The sequence below is a fragment of the Serratia sp. CoH_134_PS_4 genome (genome assembly GCF_058190535.1).
In genome coordinates this window covers 110,717-124,590 of the sequence record NZ_JBXWKI010000014.1, presented here as the reverse complement: position 1 = coordinate 124,590, position 13,874 = coordinate 110,717, and the positions used below count along the sequence as shown (strand labels likewise).

General features: G+C 53.8%; 12 protein-coding genes and 1 riboswitch. Of the genes, 5 read left to right on the top strand and 7 right to left on the bottom strand.

Translation table 11 applies throughout. The annotated features are described in order from the left end of the window. Nucleotides 1-121: 121 nt before the first annotated feature. Together murI and btuB are read right to left on the bottom strand one after the other, a co-directional pair. Nucleotides 122-985, bottom strand: a complete 864-nt coding sequence (gene murI / locus AC2FCQ_RS20025) for a glutamate racemase (protein WP_490308908.1) — start codon at nucleotides 983-985, stop codon at nucleotides 122-124. Then, nucleotides 930-2,822 carry a TonB-dependent vitamin B12 receptor BtuB gene (btuB, locus tag AC2FCQ_RS20020; RefSeq protein ID WP_490308907.1) on the bottom strand — a complete coding sequence of 631 codons (1,893 nt, stop codon included), beginning with the start codon at nucleotides 2,820-2,822 and terminating at the stop codon, nucleotides 930-932. Before btuB ends, murI begins: the two co-directional genes overlap by 56 nt. 68 nt (nucleotides 2,823-2,890) lie before the next feature. Then, a riboswitch (cobalamin riboswitch) is annotated at nucleotides 2,891-3,099 on the bottom strand. A gap of 124 nt (nucleotides 3,100-3,223) precedes the next feature. Between btuB and trmA the strand changes: the two genes are divergently transcribed. Next, complete coding sequence (trmA, locus tag AC2FCQ_RS20015; protein ID WP_404760944.1) at nucleotides 3,224-4,327, top strand: tRNA (uridine(54)-C5)-methyltransferase TrmA; 1,104 nt, start codon at nucleotides 3,224-3,226, stop codon at nucleotides 4,325-4,327. 43 nt (nucleotides 4,328-4,370) lie between these two features. On the opposite strand, the gene AC2FCQ_RS20010 is transcribed toward trmA, so the two are convergent. Together AC2FCQ_RS20010 and fabR are read right to left on the bottom strand one after the other, a co-directional pair. Next, on the bottom strand, nucleotides 4,371-4,739 hold the full coding sequence (locus AC2FCQ_RS20010) for a YijD family membrane protein (protein WP_209639969.1): 369 nt from the start codon (nucleotides 4,737-4,739) through the stop codon (nucleotides 4,371-4,373). A gap of 14 nt (nucleotides 4,740-4,753) precedes the next feature. Next, complete coding sequence (gene fabR, locus AC2FCQ_RS20005; protein ID WP_020837514.1) at nucleotides 4,754-5,386, bottom strand: HTH-type transcriptional repressor FabR; 633 nt, start codon at nucleotides 5,384-5,386, stop codon at nucleotides 4,754-4,756. Between the two features lie 216 nt (nucleotides 5,387-5,602). Here fabR and sthA point away from each other — a divergent pair, with 216 nt between their 5' ends. Further along, nucleotides 5,603-7,000 (top strand): Si-specific NAD(P)(+) transhydrogenase, encoded by a 1,398-nt coding sequence (gene sthA, locus AC2FCQ_RS20000; RefSeq protein ID WP_209639971.1) that lies wholly within the window; start codon nucleotides 5,603-5,605, stop codon nucleotides 6,998-7,000. Here the strand turns inward: sthA and oxyR are convergent. Next, entirely contained in the window at nucleotides 6,983-7,900 is a 918-nt protein-coding gene (gene oxyR, locus AC2FCQ_RS19995; protein ID WP_209639974.1) for a DNA-binding transcriptional regulator OxyR, read from the bottom strand. The genes sthA and oxyR overlap by 18 nt on opposite strands. Nucleotides 7,901-8,051: 151 nt before the next feature. On the opposite strand from oxyR, the gene AC2FCQ_RS19990 reads away from it, so the two are divergent. The 3 genes from AC2FCQ_RS19990 to AC2FCQ_RS19980 all read left to right on the top strand — a co-directional run bounded on the left by AC2FCQ_RS19990 (nucleotide 8,052) and on the right by AC2FCQ_RS19980 (nucleotide 11,047). After that, complete coding sequence (locus tag AC2FCQ_RS19990; protein ID WP_490308906.1) at nucleotides 8,052-8,783, top strand: glutathione peroxidase; 732 nt, start codon at nucleotides 8,052-8,054, stop codon at nucleotides 8,781-8,783. Between the two features lie 76 nt (nucleotides 8,784-8,859). Next, nucleotides 8,860-10,308: a dihydrolipoyl dehydrogenase gene (locus AC2FCQ_RS19985; protein WP_490308905.1), complete on the top strand. Its 1,449-nt coding sequence runs from the start codon at nucleotides 8,860-8,862 to the stop codon at nucleotides 10,306-10,308. Nucleotides 10,309-10,720: 412 nt separating this feature from the next. Next, complete coding sequence (locus tag AC2FCQ_RS19980) at nucleotides 10,721-11,047, top strand: type II toxin-antitoxin system HicB family antitoxin (RefSeq protein ID WP_209639983.1); 327 nt, start codon at nucleotides 10,721-10,723, stop codon at nucleotides 11,045-11,047. A gap of 34 nt (nucleotides 11,048-11,081) precedes the next feature. Here the strand turns inward: AC2FCQ_RS19980 and argH are convergent, their stop codons facing one another. Both argH and AC2FCQ_RS19970 read right to left on the bottom strand, forming a co-directional pair. Beyond that, nucleotides 11,082-12,455, bottom strand: a complete 1,374-nt coding sequence (argH, locus tag AC2FCQ_RS19975; protein WP_209639986.1) for an argininosuccinate lyase — start codon at nucleotides 12,453-12,455, stop codon at nucleotides 11,082-11,084. Between the two features lie 193 nt (nucleotides 12,456-12,648). Further along, nucleotides 12,649-13,869 (bottom strand): argininosuccinate synthase, encoded by a 1,221-nt coding sequence (locus AC2FCQ_RS19970; RefSeq protein ID WP_209639989.1) that lies wholly within the window; start codon nucleotides 13,867-13,869, stop codon nucleotides 12,649-12,651. Between the last annotated feature and the right edge of the window lie 5 nt (nucleotides 13,870-13,874).

The following is a 13,874-nucleotide window of genomic DNA, read 5'->3' as shown; positions in this document are numbered from 1 at the left end:
GTTCTCGTTAGAGGAGTCGTTGTTCCCGGTCAGTGGAGGCGCATTATAGGGAGTTCTCAGAAGGCCGCAACCCCTAATTTCAATATTTTTTCCGACCGTTGAACATTTAACCAAAACGGCCTTAAACAGGCAGTTTTTTCAACGATTTAAAGCCATAACCCTGCAGAACGGGCAATAAAGCGTCAGTGTCTTCATTTAACGCCATGCAATACGCCAGGTTCTCTTCTTGCGTCGACACCAAATTTTCCTGCGTCGAAATCAGCCAAGCGGTACGACGGGCAATAGCTGCACCGGAATCAATCAGCCGCGTTCCTTCTGGTAGCACCTGCATTAACTCTTCCGCTAATAGAGGGAAGTGGGTACAACCGAGCACGACAGTATCTGGTGGCTCACGCATACTCAGCCATGGATGAAGAATCTTCTTCAACGTCGGCAGCGGTACAGCTTCGCCATGCAGTTTGGCTTCCGCCAGTTCCACCAGTTCTGATGACCCTAATAGCTCTATCTTGCAATCAGTCGCGAAGCGGGCAATCAACTCATGGGTATAAGTGCGCTGCACGGTGCCGCGGGTAGCCAGCAGGCCAACCACGCCATTGGCGGTTAAGCGAGCAGCGGGTTTGATGGCAGGCACTACGCCGACGACAGGGAAGGTAAAGCGTTCACGCAAGGCTGGCAAAGATACGGTACTGGCAGTGTTGCACGCGATGATGACAATCGCCAGAGGATGCCGTTGCTGCACCGCGCTGACAATTTCCAGCACGCGCTCAACAATAAACTCTTCGGATTTCTCGCCGTAGGGGAATGCCACATTATCGAAGGCATATATATAGTGGAGGTCCGGCAGCAGTTGCCGAACCTCTTGATACACCGATAACCCGCCGACACCGGAATCAAATACCAGCACCGTCGGACGGGCCTTCGCGGTGGTGTTAGAAGGTATAGCTTCCAGTGAGGTAGTATTCTCTTCCTGGAGTAGCGTAGCCATAAGCCGTCTCATAATCTTTATCAAACAGGTTGGCAATTCTACCACGAACTGTCAGATGAGATGTGACCGGATACGAAACTGCGAGATCCCACAGGCTGACACCGCCGAGTTTGACAGTACGCGTCGTGTAACCACTGTAGTCGCCGTCATAACGTTCCCCCAGATAGTGGTAGGTTACCGCCCAGTCGAAATCATAGACCTGCCAGTCCAATTCATACTTCACCTGCTGTTTAGCGCGGCGCAGCAGAACCTCATTGGTTTTGGCGTTGCGTGGATCAACATAGTCATAACCAATCTGATGGGTAAACAGCCCGGTATCGAAGGAAGCTGTAGCTTCTACACCCTTAATGGTTGCCTTATTAACGTTGTAATAAGCAGAACCAGAGCCACTGGATGCATAGCTGATCAGGTTATCTATATCGTTACGATAGCCTGTGACGCGCCAGGTAACTGGCCCGGTCAATCCCTCAAAGCCACCTTCCCACTGCTTACTTTCTTCTGGCTTCAAATCCGGGTTGCCACCAAAACTACCGTATTGTTGCCCTAAATTTGGTGCTTTAAACGCAGTACCGTAAGAGGCAATAACGCGATAACCCTCAACAAACTCCCACGCCGCGCTGGTTTGCCAAGTGCCATGCCAACCAAACTGCGAGTTATCATCACCCCGTACAGACCCTTCCAAGGTAAAGGCATCAATTTGTTGCTGCGCAGTCAGATAAAGTCCCGTATTACGTTGGCTCTTGCTATCAGTAATATAAGCCGTACCTGGCTCAATTTTCTGATCCTGCCAATCAACACCGGTACTGATATTACCCTTGGCAACCTGGAACGTATTGCCCCACTGCACGTTGTATTGTGTGGAATCATCCAAAGTAGCGGAAGCAGAATAAGGACCATACTTAGGATCGTAGTTATAGTCTTTGCTGTGGCTATAACTGGCAATCAGCTGGGTAGCATAAATACCGTCTTGATAACGCAGGCCGCTATCCCAGCTTTGGCTATAGAGCTGGCGGGTATCAGGCAACGCATCAAAATGTGCCGGGTCAGAATAGCTGTAATTGCCATCATAAGCCGTACGGTTGTCATAGCCGTAGCCACGCACAAAACCGCTGAACGCCTCATTAAACTTATGCTCTATGCCGCCATATAGCGATTTACTCATAAAACCGTCGCGATCGGGTTGCGCCGGGTTGCCAAAACTGTCCGGCAGGTTCGCCACGACATCATAACCTTTGGTATAAGTGTAGTTCCCGGCAACCGTCGCTACCGTACTGTCGCCCAGCTGCTGCTGAGTGGACGCGTCATAGGCCTGATAGCCATTTGAACCCACGCCGGCGGAAAGCGTGCTGCCGTTCTTTTCGCGGGTAGTAATAATGTTGACCACACCACCGATGGCATCTGAGCCATAGACGGCTGAGCGTGGGCCACGGATATATTCAACTTTTTGCACCAGAGAGATCGGGATCTGGCTAAGGTCGGAAGAACCGCTGACGCCGGCTTGATTAAGACGGATGCCGTCAATCAGCACCAGAACGTGACTGGAGTTGGTCCCACGGATAAACAGCGAGCTTTTTTGTCCCAGGCCACCATTCTGCCCCACATCGACCCCTGGCAAGCGGCGCATTACGTCGGTCAGGCTTTTTGCCTGCCAGCGGTCGATTTCATCGCGGGTGACGACGGAAGTGGGTGCCAACACTGAAGAGACGGGCTGTGGGAAGCGGTTAGCGGAAACCACCAGGTTCTCGCTGTTATTAGCTGTAGTGCTGTCTTGCGCCCATCCAGAAAAAGCCGTAACGGAGGAAACCACCGCCAGCAGTGTATTTTTTGTAATTGTCATGAAAAAGCATCCAAACTTAATTGGCGGATGCCGCAGGATCATGGCCGGTATTTCGCGACGACCACGGGCATTGCGACGTAACACCGGCAGGTCTTCGGGCTTGGGAGTTGCAGGTGGCGCTTGAGCTACCTACACCGGGCGATGACTTCCCATCCTGCAATGGACAGTGTCTGCGTAAAACGCTATCGCCGTGACTTCCCCTTACCGCTGCGCGTCAGCTCCGGATTCACACCGGATTCCCTTTTCACTCGCTGCTTGAGGCCGGACGACAATGCTACGATCAATGTAAATAGATGTCTAGACTGCTACCAATGTTACAAATAATAAACACGACAAAACTGGACTTCACGGGCTGATTCCCTACAATCCCCGCTGATCAAATTTGCCTGACGAGAAGAAACATGACGCCCGAGAATTTGCCTATTGAACGTTACGATGACCAACTGGCGGAGAAAACTGCCCGGCTGAAGACGCTGATGTCACCGTTCACGGCACCCGAGCCGGAAGTGTTCCGCTCGCCAGTGAGCCACTACCGTATGCGCGCCGAATTCCGCATCTGGCATGATGAAGACGAGATGTACCACATCATGTTTGACCAGCAGACCAAGCAGCGTATTCGCGTCGAGCAGTTCCCTGCTGCCAGCGAATTAATTAACCGTCTGATGACCGCGCTGATTGCCGCCATCAAACCGGACCCTATTCTGCGCCGCAAACTGTTCCAGATTGACTACCTGTCGACCCGCAGCGGCAAAATCATTGCCTCATTGCTGTATCACCGTAAATTGGACGATGACTGGCAACAGCAAGCGGAAAAGCTGCGTGACAGTCTTCGCGCCCAGGGTTTTGACCTGCAACTGATTGGCCGTGCGTCAAAAATGAAAATCATGCTGGATCAGGATTACGTAGACGAAGTTCTGCCTGTTGCCGGCCGCGACATGATTTACCGCCAGGTGGAAAACAGCTTCACCCAGCCGAATGCTGCGATGAACATACAGATGCTGGAATGGGCGCTGGACGTGACCGCCGGTTCTAAAGGCGATCTGCTGGAGCTGTATTGCGGCAACGGTAACTTCTCATTGGCACTGGCGCGGAACTTTGAACGGGTGCTGGCGACCGAAATTGCCAAACCCTCGGTCGCGGCGGCGCAATACAATATTGCGGCGAACCATATCGATAACGTGCAGATTATCCGCATGGCGGCGGAAGACTTTACCCAAGCCATGAACGGAGTTCGCGAGTTTAATCGATTGAAAGGCATCGATTTGAGCAGCTATAACTGCGAAACCATTTTTGTCGATCCACCGCGTAGCGGGCTGGATGACGAAACGGTGAAAATGGTGCAGGCTTATCCGCGTATTTTGTATATCTCATGCAACCCGGAAACGCTGTGCGCTAATCTGGAGACGCTGCAGGAAACGCATAAGGTCAGCCGCCTTGCGCTGTTCGATCAGTTCCCGTACACCCATCATATGGAATGCGGCGTACTGTTGGAAAAACGCGTTTAATCAGACAGGGGCGCCGTGCTTGCGGCGCCCCTGCTTACGCCCATTAAACCGGGGTGTTTTCATCCAGCGTCTTGCGCGCCTTCAGCTTCATACCAATCCAGAACACCAGCGCCACAGAAACAATCGCCGGCAGGAAGTTAGAACCTATCTGCGGGTATTCGGCCCGGACTATCGCACTGTACAACAGCACCCCCAGCAAGAAGGTGGCGGCGGCCAGCTTCGGCATACCGTCCGGCATCGCACGATGCAGATAACGTTGATGCAGGCAATACACTGCCAATACCAAAGCAATGATGGGGAAAATCGAAAACGGCACCACCGAACTGAACAGCGCGGCGAACGAACCGTTAATTGAAAGGCCGGCAATCAACGCCAGCAGTAAGGTGCCATTCTCACGGCCTGGTTTTTCCATCGCTTTCTACCTTTTTATACGTGGGATACAGAAGTTTTTTCTTGTTCGCGGCGATACCAATAATAAGCACCTTTGGAAATCATCCGCAGTTGCAACACTAAACGCTCTTCAAGCCGACGACGTTGATCAATGTCGATATCCAGCGCTTCAGCACCGGCGCTAAATACGATGGTCACCATAGCCTCTGCCTGCGCTTCGGTAAAACTCCGCGGCATATGGTTTTCCAGCTCGAGGTAATCCGCCAGTTCGGCGATAAAATGTTGGATCTCACGCGCCACTGCCGCACGGAAAGCCGCCGATGTACCGGAGCGCTCACGCAGCAACAAACGGAAGGCGTTGGGGTTATTGCCGATAAACTCCATAAAGGTCGAAACAGAGGTGCGGATCACACTGCCGCCCTTGGCAATACGCTGACGAGCCTGTCGCATCAGTTGACGCAGCATCAACCCGCTCTCATCAACCATGGTTAGCCCAAGCTCATCCACGTCACGAAAGTGGCGGTAGAATGACGTTGGTGCGATACCGGCTTCACGCGAGACTTCACGCAGGCTCAGGCTGGCAAAGCTGCGTTCGGCGCTTAGCTGGCTGAAGGCCGCCTCGATGAGGGAACGACGAGTCCGTTCTTTTTGTTGTGCTCTGACGCCCATATGCATATCCAGATAAGATCCATTTTCTCAGTCTAACGCCGTAGACTCGGCAATATAGCAAATTTTATTGCAACAGCATTTATACAAACGCGCCCTGTCACAGTTTCAGCCTGCACCATTTGTGCTTTGCCTCAAAAAGCCTAATGGTGATTGGGCACTCAGCGCTATGATGTTAAGATACCGTTGTAATTTTGTATAAGAACAGGTCTCTCCCCTATGCAACAGCACTATCAATTTGATGCCATAGTCATTGGCTCGGGCCCAGGTGGTGAAGGTGCCGCTATGGGGTTGGTGAAGCAGGGCGCCCGCGTGGCCGTGATAGAACGGTACAATAACGTAGGCGGTGGATGTACTCATTGGGGTACTATCCCGTCCAAAGCTCTCCGCCACGCCGTTAGCCGCATTATCGAATTCAACCAGAACCCGCTTTACAACAATTCACGCACACTCAGCGCGACATTCCCTGATATTTTACGCCACGCAGATAACGTCATTAACCAGCAAACCCGGATGCGCCAAGGTTTCTATGAGCGTAACCAATGCAAGTTGTTTGCCGGCGATGCGCGTTTTATCGACGCCAATACCGTCAGCGTTAGCTATATGGATGGCACTCAAGACACCATCCGCGCCGATCATATTGTCATCGCCTGCGGTTCACGTCCGTACAACCCGTCGAGCGTGGATTTTAATCATCCACGTATCTATAACAGCGACTCTATTCTCGAACTGAATCACGAACCGCGCCACGTCATCATTTACGGTGCCGGGGTGATCGGTTGTGAGTACGCGTCGATCTTCCGCGGTCTGAACGTGAAGGTAGATCTGATCAACACCCGCGATCGCCTGCTGGCGTTCCTCGATCAGGAAATGTCAGACTCACTGTCCTACCACTTCTGGAACAACGGCGTCGTGATCCGTCACAACGAGGAGTTCGAGAAGATCGAAGGCACCGATGACGGCGTCATTGTTCACCTGAAGTCCGGCAAAAAAGTGAAAGCAGATTGCCTGCTGTACGCCAACGGCCGCACGGGGAATACCGATTCACTGGGCCTGGAAAACGTGGGCCTGGAATCGGACAGCCGTGGCCTGTTGAAAGTAAACAGCATGTACCAAACCGCGTTGCCGCACATTTATGCCGTGGGTGACGTGATTGGCTATCCGAGCCTGGCATCCGCCGCTTACGATCAGGGGCGTATTGCCGCGCAGGCAATTTCTTCCGGTGAAGCCAGTGGGCATCTGATCGAAGATATTCCGACGGGTATCTACACCATTCCGGAAATCAGCTCTGTAGGTAAAACCGAACAGGAACTGACGGCGATGAAAGTGCCGTATGAAGTGGGCCGTGCACAGTTCAAGCACCTGGCACGTGCGCAGATTGCCGGGATGAATGTCGGCAGCCTGAAGATCTTGTTCCATCGCGACACCCTGCAGATCCTCGGGATCCACTGCTTCGGTGAACGTGCGGCAGAGATCATCCACATCGGTCAGGCGATCATGGAACAGAAAGGTGAAGGCAATACTATCGAATATTTCGTTAATACGACCTTCAACTATCCGACCATGGCTGAAGCCTACCGTGTCGCAGCACTGAACGGCTTAAACCGCCTGTTTTAGCGTAGCGCCCAGGTAGTTTTGCATGTGTTCACGGATCGCCTCGGCCAATTGCTCATAACGACTGCGCAATGGGGAGCCGGGGCGGTACACCAATGCAATGGTGCGCTTCGGCTCCGGTTTATAGCAGTCGAGATAGCAAACGCCATCACGCTCACGCTGTGGCGGTACTGCCAGTGAAGGCAACAAGGTAATGCCGCTGCCGGCCGCCACCATATTGCGCAGCGTTTCCAAGCTGGTCGCCCGGAAGTGGGTATCCTCGTCCGCCCCTGCCTGGAAGCAAAAACCCATTGCCTGATCGCGTAAGCAATGGCCATCTTCCAGCATCAATAGCTTTTCCCCCGCCAGATCTGGCATCGCCACACGGTCGCGCTGTGACCATGGGTGATCGGAGTAGACTGCCAGCTTCATCGGTTCATCAAACAGCGGCACTTCAATAAAGGCTTCTGTTTCCTTCACCAACGCCAGAATGGCACAGTCCAGTTTACCGCTGTCGAGTTGCGCCAGCAGCTGTTGGGTTTGCGCTTCATGCAGATACATTTCCAGTTTGGGAAAGGTTTTGTGCAGCGTAGGTATAATTTGCGGCAGCAGATAAGGCCCGACGGTCGGGATCAAACCAATGTGTAGCGGCCCGGACATAGCTTCGCCCTGCTGGCTGGCCATCTCTTTCAGAACTTTGACTTCGCGCAGCACGGTACGCGCCTGCTCCACCAGCAACAAGCCCGCTTGGGTGAATAACACCTTACGGCTGGTGCGTTCAAGCAGCATCACACCCAGTTCGTCTTCCAACTTGCGGATCTGCCCACTGAGTGTGGGTTGGCTTACATGGCATGAATCGGCGGCACGGCGGAAATGCCGGTGCTCGGCCAAGGCGACCAGGTACTCTAAATCACGAATATTCATTGTTTCCCTCCAGACCACGATAGCTCATGGCGATAGATAAGATAGCAATGAGCGATTAGATCTATCAAGCCCCGACGTCAATAATGTCAACCAACGAAGCGATACCACGCTAATAGCTAAAAATTATTTTTCCTAATTAAGGGGTTAATTCATGTTTACCAGTCAAGAAGGCAAAAAAGTTCCTCAGGTTACCTTCCATACCCGTCAGGGCGACCAATGGATTGACATCACCACCGATGACCTGTTCAAAGATAAAACTGTCATCGTCTTTTCGCTGCCGGGTGCATTCACCCCAACCTGCTCTTCCAGCCACTTGCCGCGCTACAACGAGCTGTCCAGCGTATTCAAACAACACGGCGTTGACAGCATCCTGTGCGTCTCGGTAAACGACACCTTTGTGATGAATGCCTGGAAAGCCGATCAACATGCTGAAAACATCACCTTCGTGCCAGACGGCAACGGTGAGTTCACCAAAGGCATGAACATGCTGGTCGAGAAAGCCGATTTGGGCTTTGGCCCACGCTCATGGCGTTATTCGATGCTGGTGCGCAATGGCGTAGTAGAAAAAATGTTCGTCGAACCTAACAAGCCAGGCGACCCGTTTGAAGTGTCCGATGCCGACACCATGCTGAAATATTTGGCACCGGAATTCAAAGTACAAGAGTCGGTCTCCCTGTTTACCAAACCGGGCTGCCCATTCTGCGCCAAGGCCAAACAAATGCTGCAAGAACGTGGCATCCAGTATGAAGAGATCGTACTGGGGCAGGACGCCACCACGGTGAGCCTGCGCGCCGTCACCGGCCGTGCCACCGTACCGCAGGTGTTTATCGGCGGTCGCCATATTGGCGGTAGCGATGACCTGGAAACTTTCCTGTCAGCCTGATTTATAAGTAATAACAAAGCCAACGTGAACTTTGGCGGGCTCCGGCCCGCCCTTTTTTTAGCTTTCAGGAGCGGATATGAAACAGTTGAATGTTGACGTCGCGGTCATCGGCGGCGGTACCGCCGGTCTGGGCGCCTATCGCGCCGCCAAGCTTGCCACCCCAAGCGTGGTGATGATCGAGGGCGGAACTTATGGCACCACCTGCGCACGCGTTGGCTGCATGCCATCCAAATTACTGATTGCTGCCGCTGAGGCAGTGCATCAAATCGAACGTGCTCCGGGCTTTGGCGTTTATCCTGCCGGTAAACCCACCGTTAACGGCCGCGAGGTCATGGACCGCGTTAAACGCGAGCGCGATCGCTTCGTCGGCTTTGTACTGGAGGGTGTAGACGAGATCCCGGCCGTCGACAAAATTCAAGGTTACGCCCGCTTTATCGACGATAACACTCTGCAGGTGGATGAACACACTCGCATCGTAGCCCAACGCATCGTTATCGCCACCGGTTCCCGCCCAAGCTGGCCAGCAGCCTGGAATGATCTGGGTGACAAGCTGATCGTCAATGACGACGTCTTCAATTGGGATGACCTGCCACAATCTGTGGCCGTGTTCGGACCAGGCGTAATTGGTTTGGAACTGGGCCAGGCGCTGCATCGGCTCGGAGTAGAAACCAAGGTATTTGGCGTTGGTGGCGCCGTCGGTCCGTTAACTGACAGTACAGTACGCAATTACGCCGCCAACGCCTTGGGTGAAGAGTTCTATCTCGATGCCGACGTGAAAGTGGAGATGATGCAACGCGAAGGCGACAAGGTATTTATCCGCTATCGTGATCTGCAGGGTAACCCGCAGGATATCATGGTGGATTACGTCCTGGCCGCCACCGGTCGCCGACCGAACGTCGATAATCTAGGCCTGGAAAACACTCGCCTGCTACTCGATAGCCGGGGAGTGCCACAGGCCGACCGTCTGACGATGCAAACCAACGTGCCGCATATCTTTATCGCGGGTGACGCCAGCAACCAACTGCCGCTGCTGCACGAAGCCAGCGATCAGGCACGCATTGCCGGAAGCAATGCCGGTAGCTTCCCGGAAGTCACTCCAGGCCTGCGCCGCAGCGCGATCTCGGTGGTATTTTCCGATCCGCAGATCGCCATGGTGGGCTCCACCTTCCGCGAACTTAACGAGAAATTCAGCGCCTGCGGCTGTTTTGAAATCGGTGAAGTCTCGTTCGAAAACCAAGGACGTTCACGGGTGATGCTGCGTAACAAGGGCATTCTGCACGTCTACGGTGAACAAGGCACAGGGCGTTTCCTCGGCGCAGAAATGATGGGGCCAGACGTTGAGCATATCGCTCACCTGCTGGCTTGGGCGCACCAACAGCAAATGACCATTAACCAGATGCTGGACATGCCGTTCTATCACCCAGTGATAGAAGAAGGGCTGCGCACCGCACTGCGCGATCTGCAGGCAAAACTCAAGCTGGGCGAGGCCGAGGTGGAGCGCTGTCAACGCTGCCCAGGCGAGTAATCTTTTCCTTCCCCATCAATACCCGCCGGGCCATCGCGCCCGGTTTTATTGTGCACCCTATTCCATTCTATTCCCCACCTACTTGCGACTCCGCACCCGCCCGGTCATTTTTTATACTTAAACATTGAAGTGATATCAATAACAGTACTAAAATGAGATGCAAACATGAAAGGAATCAGGTGTGTCATTGTCGATCTACAACGACGACAAAGCAGCATCAGGTTTACCGAGTTAGTGAAAATATGTACGCACTGGTTTGGTGAACCGCGCTTGGGGAGTGGTAATCACCGAGTTTACCGCATGCCCTGGCCGGGAGATCCCCGGATCAATATACAACGCGGAAACAGCGGCATGGCAAAGGTGTATCAGGTTAAACAGGTTATTGCCGCATTGACCAGAATGGAGGAAGAGCATGGAAAAGTATGAGCATTACACTTATCGCATCACCTGGTCGGTTGCGGACAACGAGTATGTCGGGCTCTGTACCGAATTTCCGTCCCTGTCATGGCTAGCCACAACCCGCACCGCAGCGCTGGATGGCATTGAGAAGCTGGTTCGCGAGGTGATCAACGACATGCTCACGCAGGGGGAAATACCGCCTCAGCCACTGGCAGAAAAAAACTTCAGCGGCAAGCTGGTACTGCGTATGACATCGGAACAACATCGCCGTCTGGCGATTAGCGCTATAGAAGAAGGCGTCAGCCTGAACCGCTATCTGTGTGCTCGGTTGGCGGAATAATCGATAAGGGCAGCGCTGGGCTGCCCTTCGCCACTTAAGCCAAACGCTGTTTCGCTGCGGCGATCGCACTGGCGACCTGCTGAGGAGAAACGCCCCCCTTGGCCGAACGTTTGTCCAGACAAGACTGCAGTGCCAGAATCGGGTACACGTCGTCACCAATCACCGCGCTGAATTTCTGCAAATCGGTCAACGGCAGGGCTTCCAGCGCCTTACCCTGACGAATGGCTTCCACTACCGCTTCGCCGACGATATGGTGCGCCTCACGGAACGGCACGCCTTTCGCGACCAGATAATCCGCCAGTTCGGTCGAGTTGGCATAGCCCTGTTCTGCCGCTTCTTTACAACGCGGACGCTTCACTTGAATGCCATCCAGCACCAGAGCCGCCATTTGCAGGCAATCCATCCAGGTATCCAACGCGTCGAACAGCCCTTCCTTGTCTTCCTGCATGTCTTTGTTGTACGCCAGTGGCAGGCCTTTCAACGTCATCATCATGCCGGTCAATGCGCCCTGTACACGGCCACATTTACCGCGGATCAGCTCCAGCGCATCCGGGTTTTTCTTTTGCGGCATCAGCGAGGAGCCCGACGTCACACGATCAGACAGATCGACAAAGGCCGCTTCACCACTGTTGAAGAAGATCAGGTCTTCGGCAAAGCGCGACAGGTGCACCATGCTAATGGAGGCATTGGATAACAGTTCCAGCACGTGGTCGCGGTCGGAAACGCTGTCCAGGCTGTTACGGGTTGCCGAGGCAAAACCCAGCCAGCCGGCCAGTTGCTCGCGGTCAATCGGGTAGGCGGTGCCTGCTAATGCGCCACTGCCCAACGGGCTGACGTCCAGACGCTTCAACGTATCCTGCAAGCGGCTTTCGTCACGCGCCAGCATTTCCACATAGGCCAAACACCAATGGGCAAAGGTCACCGGCTGAGCACGCTGCAGGTGGGTATAGCCCGGCATCACGGCATCTTGGTTGGCTTCGGCCGTTTCCACCAGCGCCTGTTGCAACTGCACGATGGCCTGATGCAAATCGCCAATCTGCTCTTTACACCACAGCTTCAGATCGGTCGCGACCTGATCGTTACGGCTACGCCCGGTGTGCAATTTCTTGCCCAGATCGCCGACTTTGTCGATCAGCTTCTGCTCCACCCAGCTGTGAATATCTTCAGCATCGCTGCTGACAATCGCCTGCGGATCGGCCTGCACTTCTGCCAACAGTCCGTTCAATGCCTGCTCAAGCTGTTGCTGCTCGGTTGCCGTCAATACGTTGACGGTAACCAGCGCTTTCGACCAGGCCACGGAGCCCACAATGTCCTGTTCCGCCAAGCGATAATCAAAGCGCAGAGAATCGTTTAATTGTTTGAACCGCTGATCTGCCGCCTGAGTGAACCGTCCGCCCCAAAGTGCCATACCTTTACTCCTCTACCCGTCATACTTCGAGCTACAGATGTGTTGGCTGCGCGCGCTCGCCCGAATCACTTACCGATATAAGCTCATCGGGACTCACGCTCTTGCCGCCTTCCTGCAACTCGAATTATTTGGGGTATAAATTTTATACGAAAGGGCGCAGCATGCTGCGCCCTTGCAGAGTCACGCCAATCGATTATTTATTCTTTTTCTCGTTCAGCGCACGAATACGTGAAGAGAGTGAGAACAGACGGATAAAGCCGCCCGCGTGGCTGTGATCGTAAACTTCATCTTCACCGAAGGTGGCAAACTCTTCCGAGTACAGGCTGTTGGCAGATTTTTTCTGAATCGCCGTCACCTGGCCTTTGTACAGCTGCAGCACAACTTCGCCGTTAACTTCTTCGGCCAGTGCCTCGGCAGAAGCCTGCAGTGAGCGACGCAGTGGGGCAAACCAACGCCCATCGTAAACCACGTAGGACATTTCCAGGCCCAGTTGCTCACGCCATTTGAAGCTATCGCGATCCAGAACCAGTTGCTCGACACCACGAAGTGCAGCAACCATGATGGTGCCGCCCGGGGTTTCGTAGCAGCCACGGGATTTGATACCGACCAGACGGTTCTCTACGATATCGATACGGCCCACGCCATGCTTGGCGCCCAACACGTTCAGGGTTTCCAGACATTTATACGGGCTCAATGCTTCGCCATTCACCGCCACCACACAGCCTTTCTCTACGGTGATGGTCACGTGTTCAGGCTGATCCGGCGCTTCCTGCGGGTCTACGGTCCAGACCCAGCAGTCTTTGTTCGGTGCATTCCATGGGCTTTCCAGCACGCCGCCTTCCGTCGAGATATGCCAGGCGTTTTCATCACGGCTGTAAATTTTCTCCAGCGACGCAGTCGTCGGAATATTACGTTCTTTCAGGTAGTCCAACAGCGCTTCACGGGAACGCAGGTTCCACTCACGCCAAGGTGCGACGACTTTCAGGTGTGGCGCCAGCGCGGTGTAAGTCGTTTCGAAACGGACCTGGTCGTTACCTTTGCCGGTTGCACCGTGACACAACGCGTCAGCACCGACTTTCAGCGCTAGCTCAACCTGCGCTTTAGCAATAATCGGGCGTGCCATTGAAGTACCTAGCAGGTAGCTGCCTTCATACAAGGCACCGGTTTGCAGCACAGGGTAAACATAATCACGAATGAATTCTTCACGCAGGTCAACCACGTGACACTCAGAGGCACCGGATTGCAGGGCTTTTTGCTCCACACCTTCCAGATCGCCGCGCTCCTGACCGATATCTGCTACGAACGCGACGACTTCGCAACCGCCGTAGTTCTCTTTCAGCCATGGAATGATGGCTGAAGTATCCAGACCGCCAGAGTACGCCAGAACGATTTTTTTGATGCCTTTGTTTTGCATGGTCT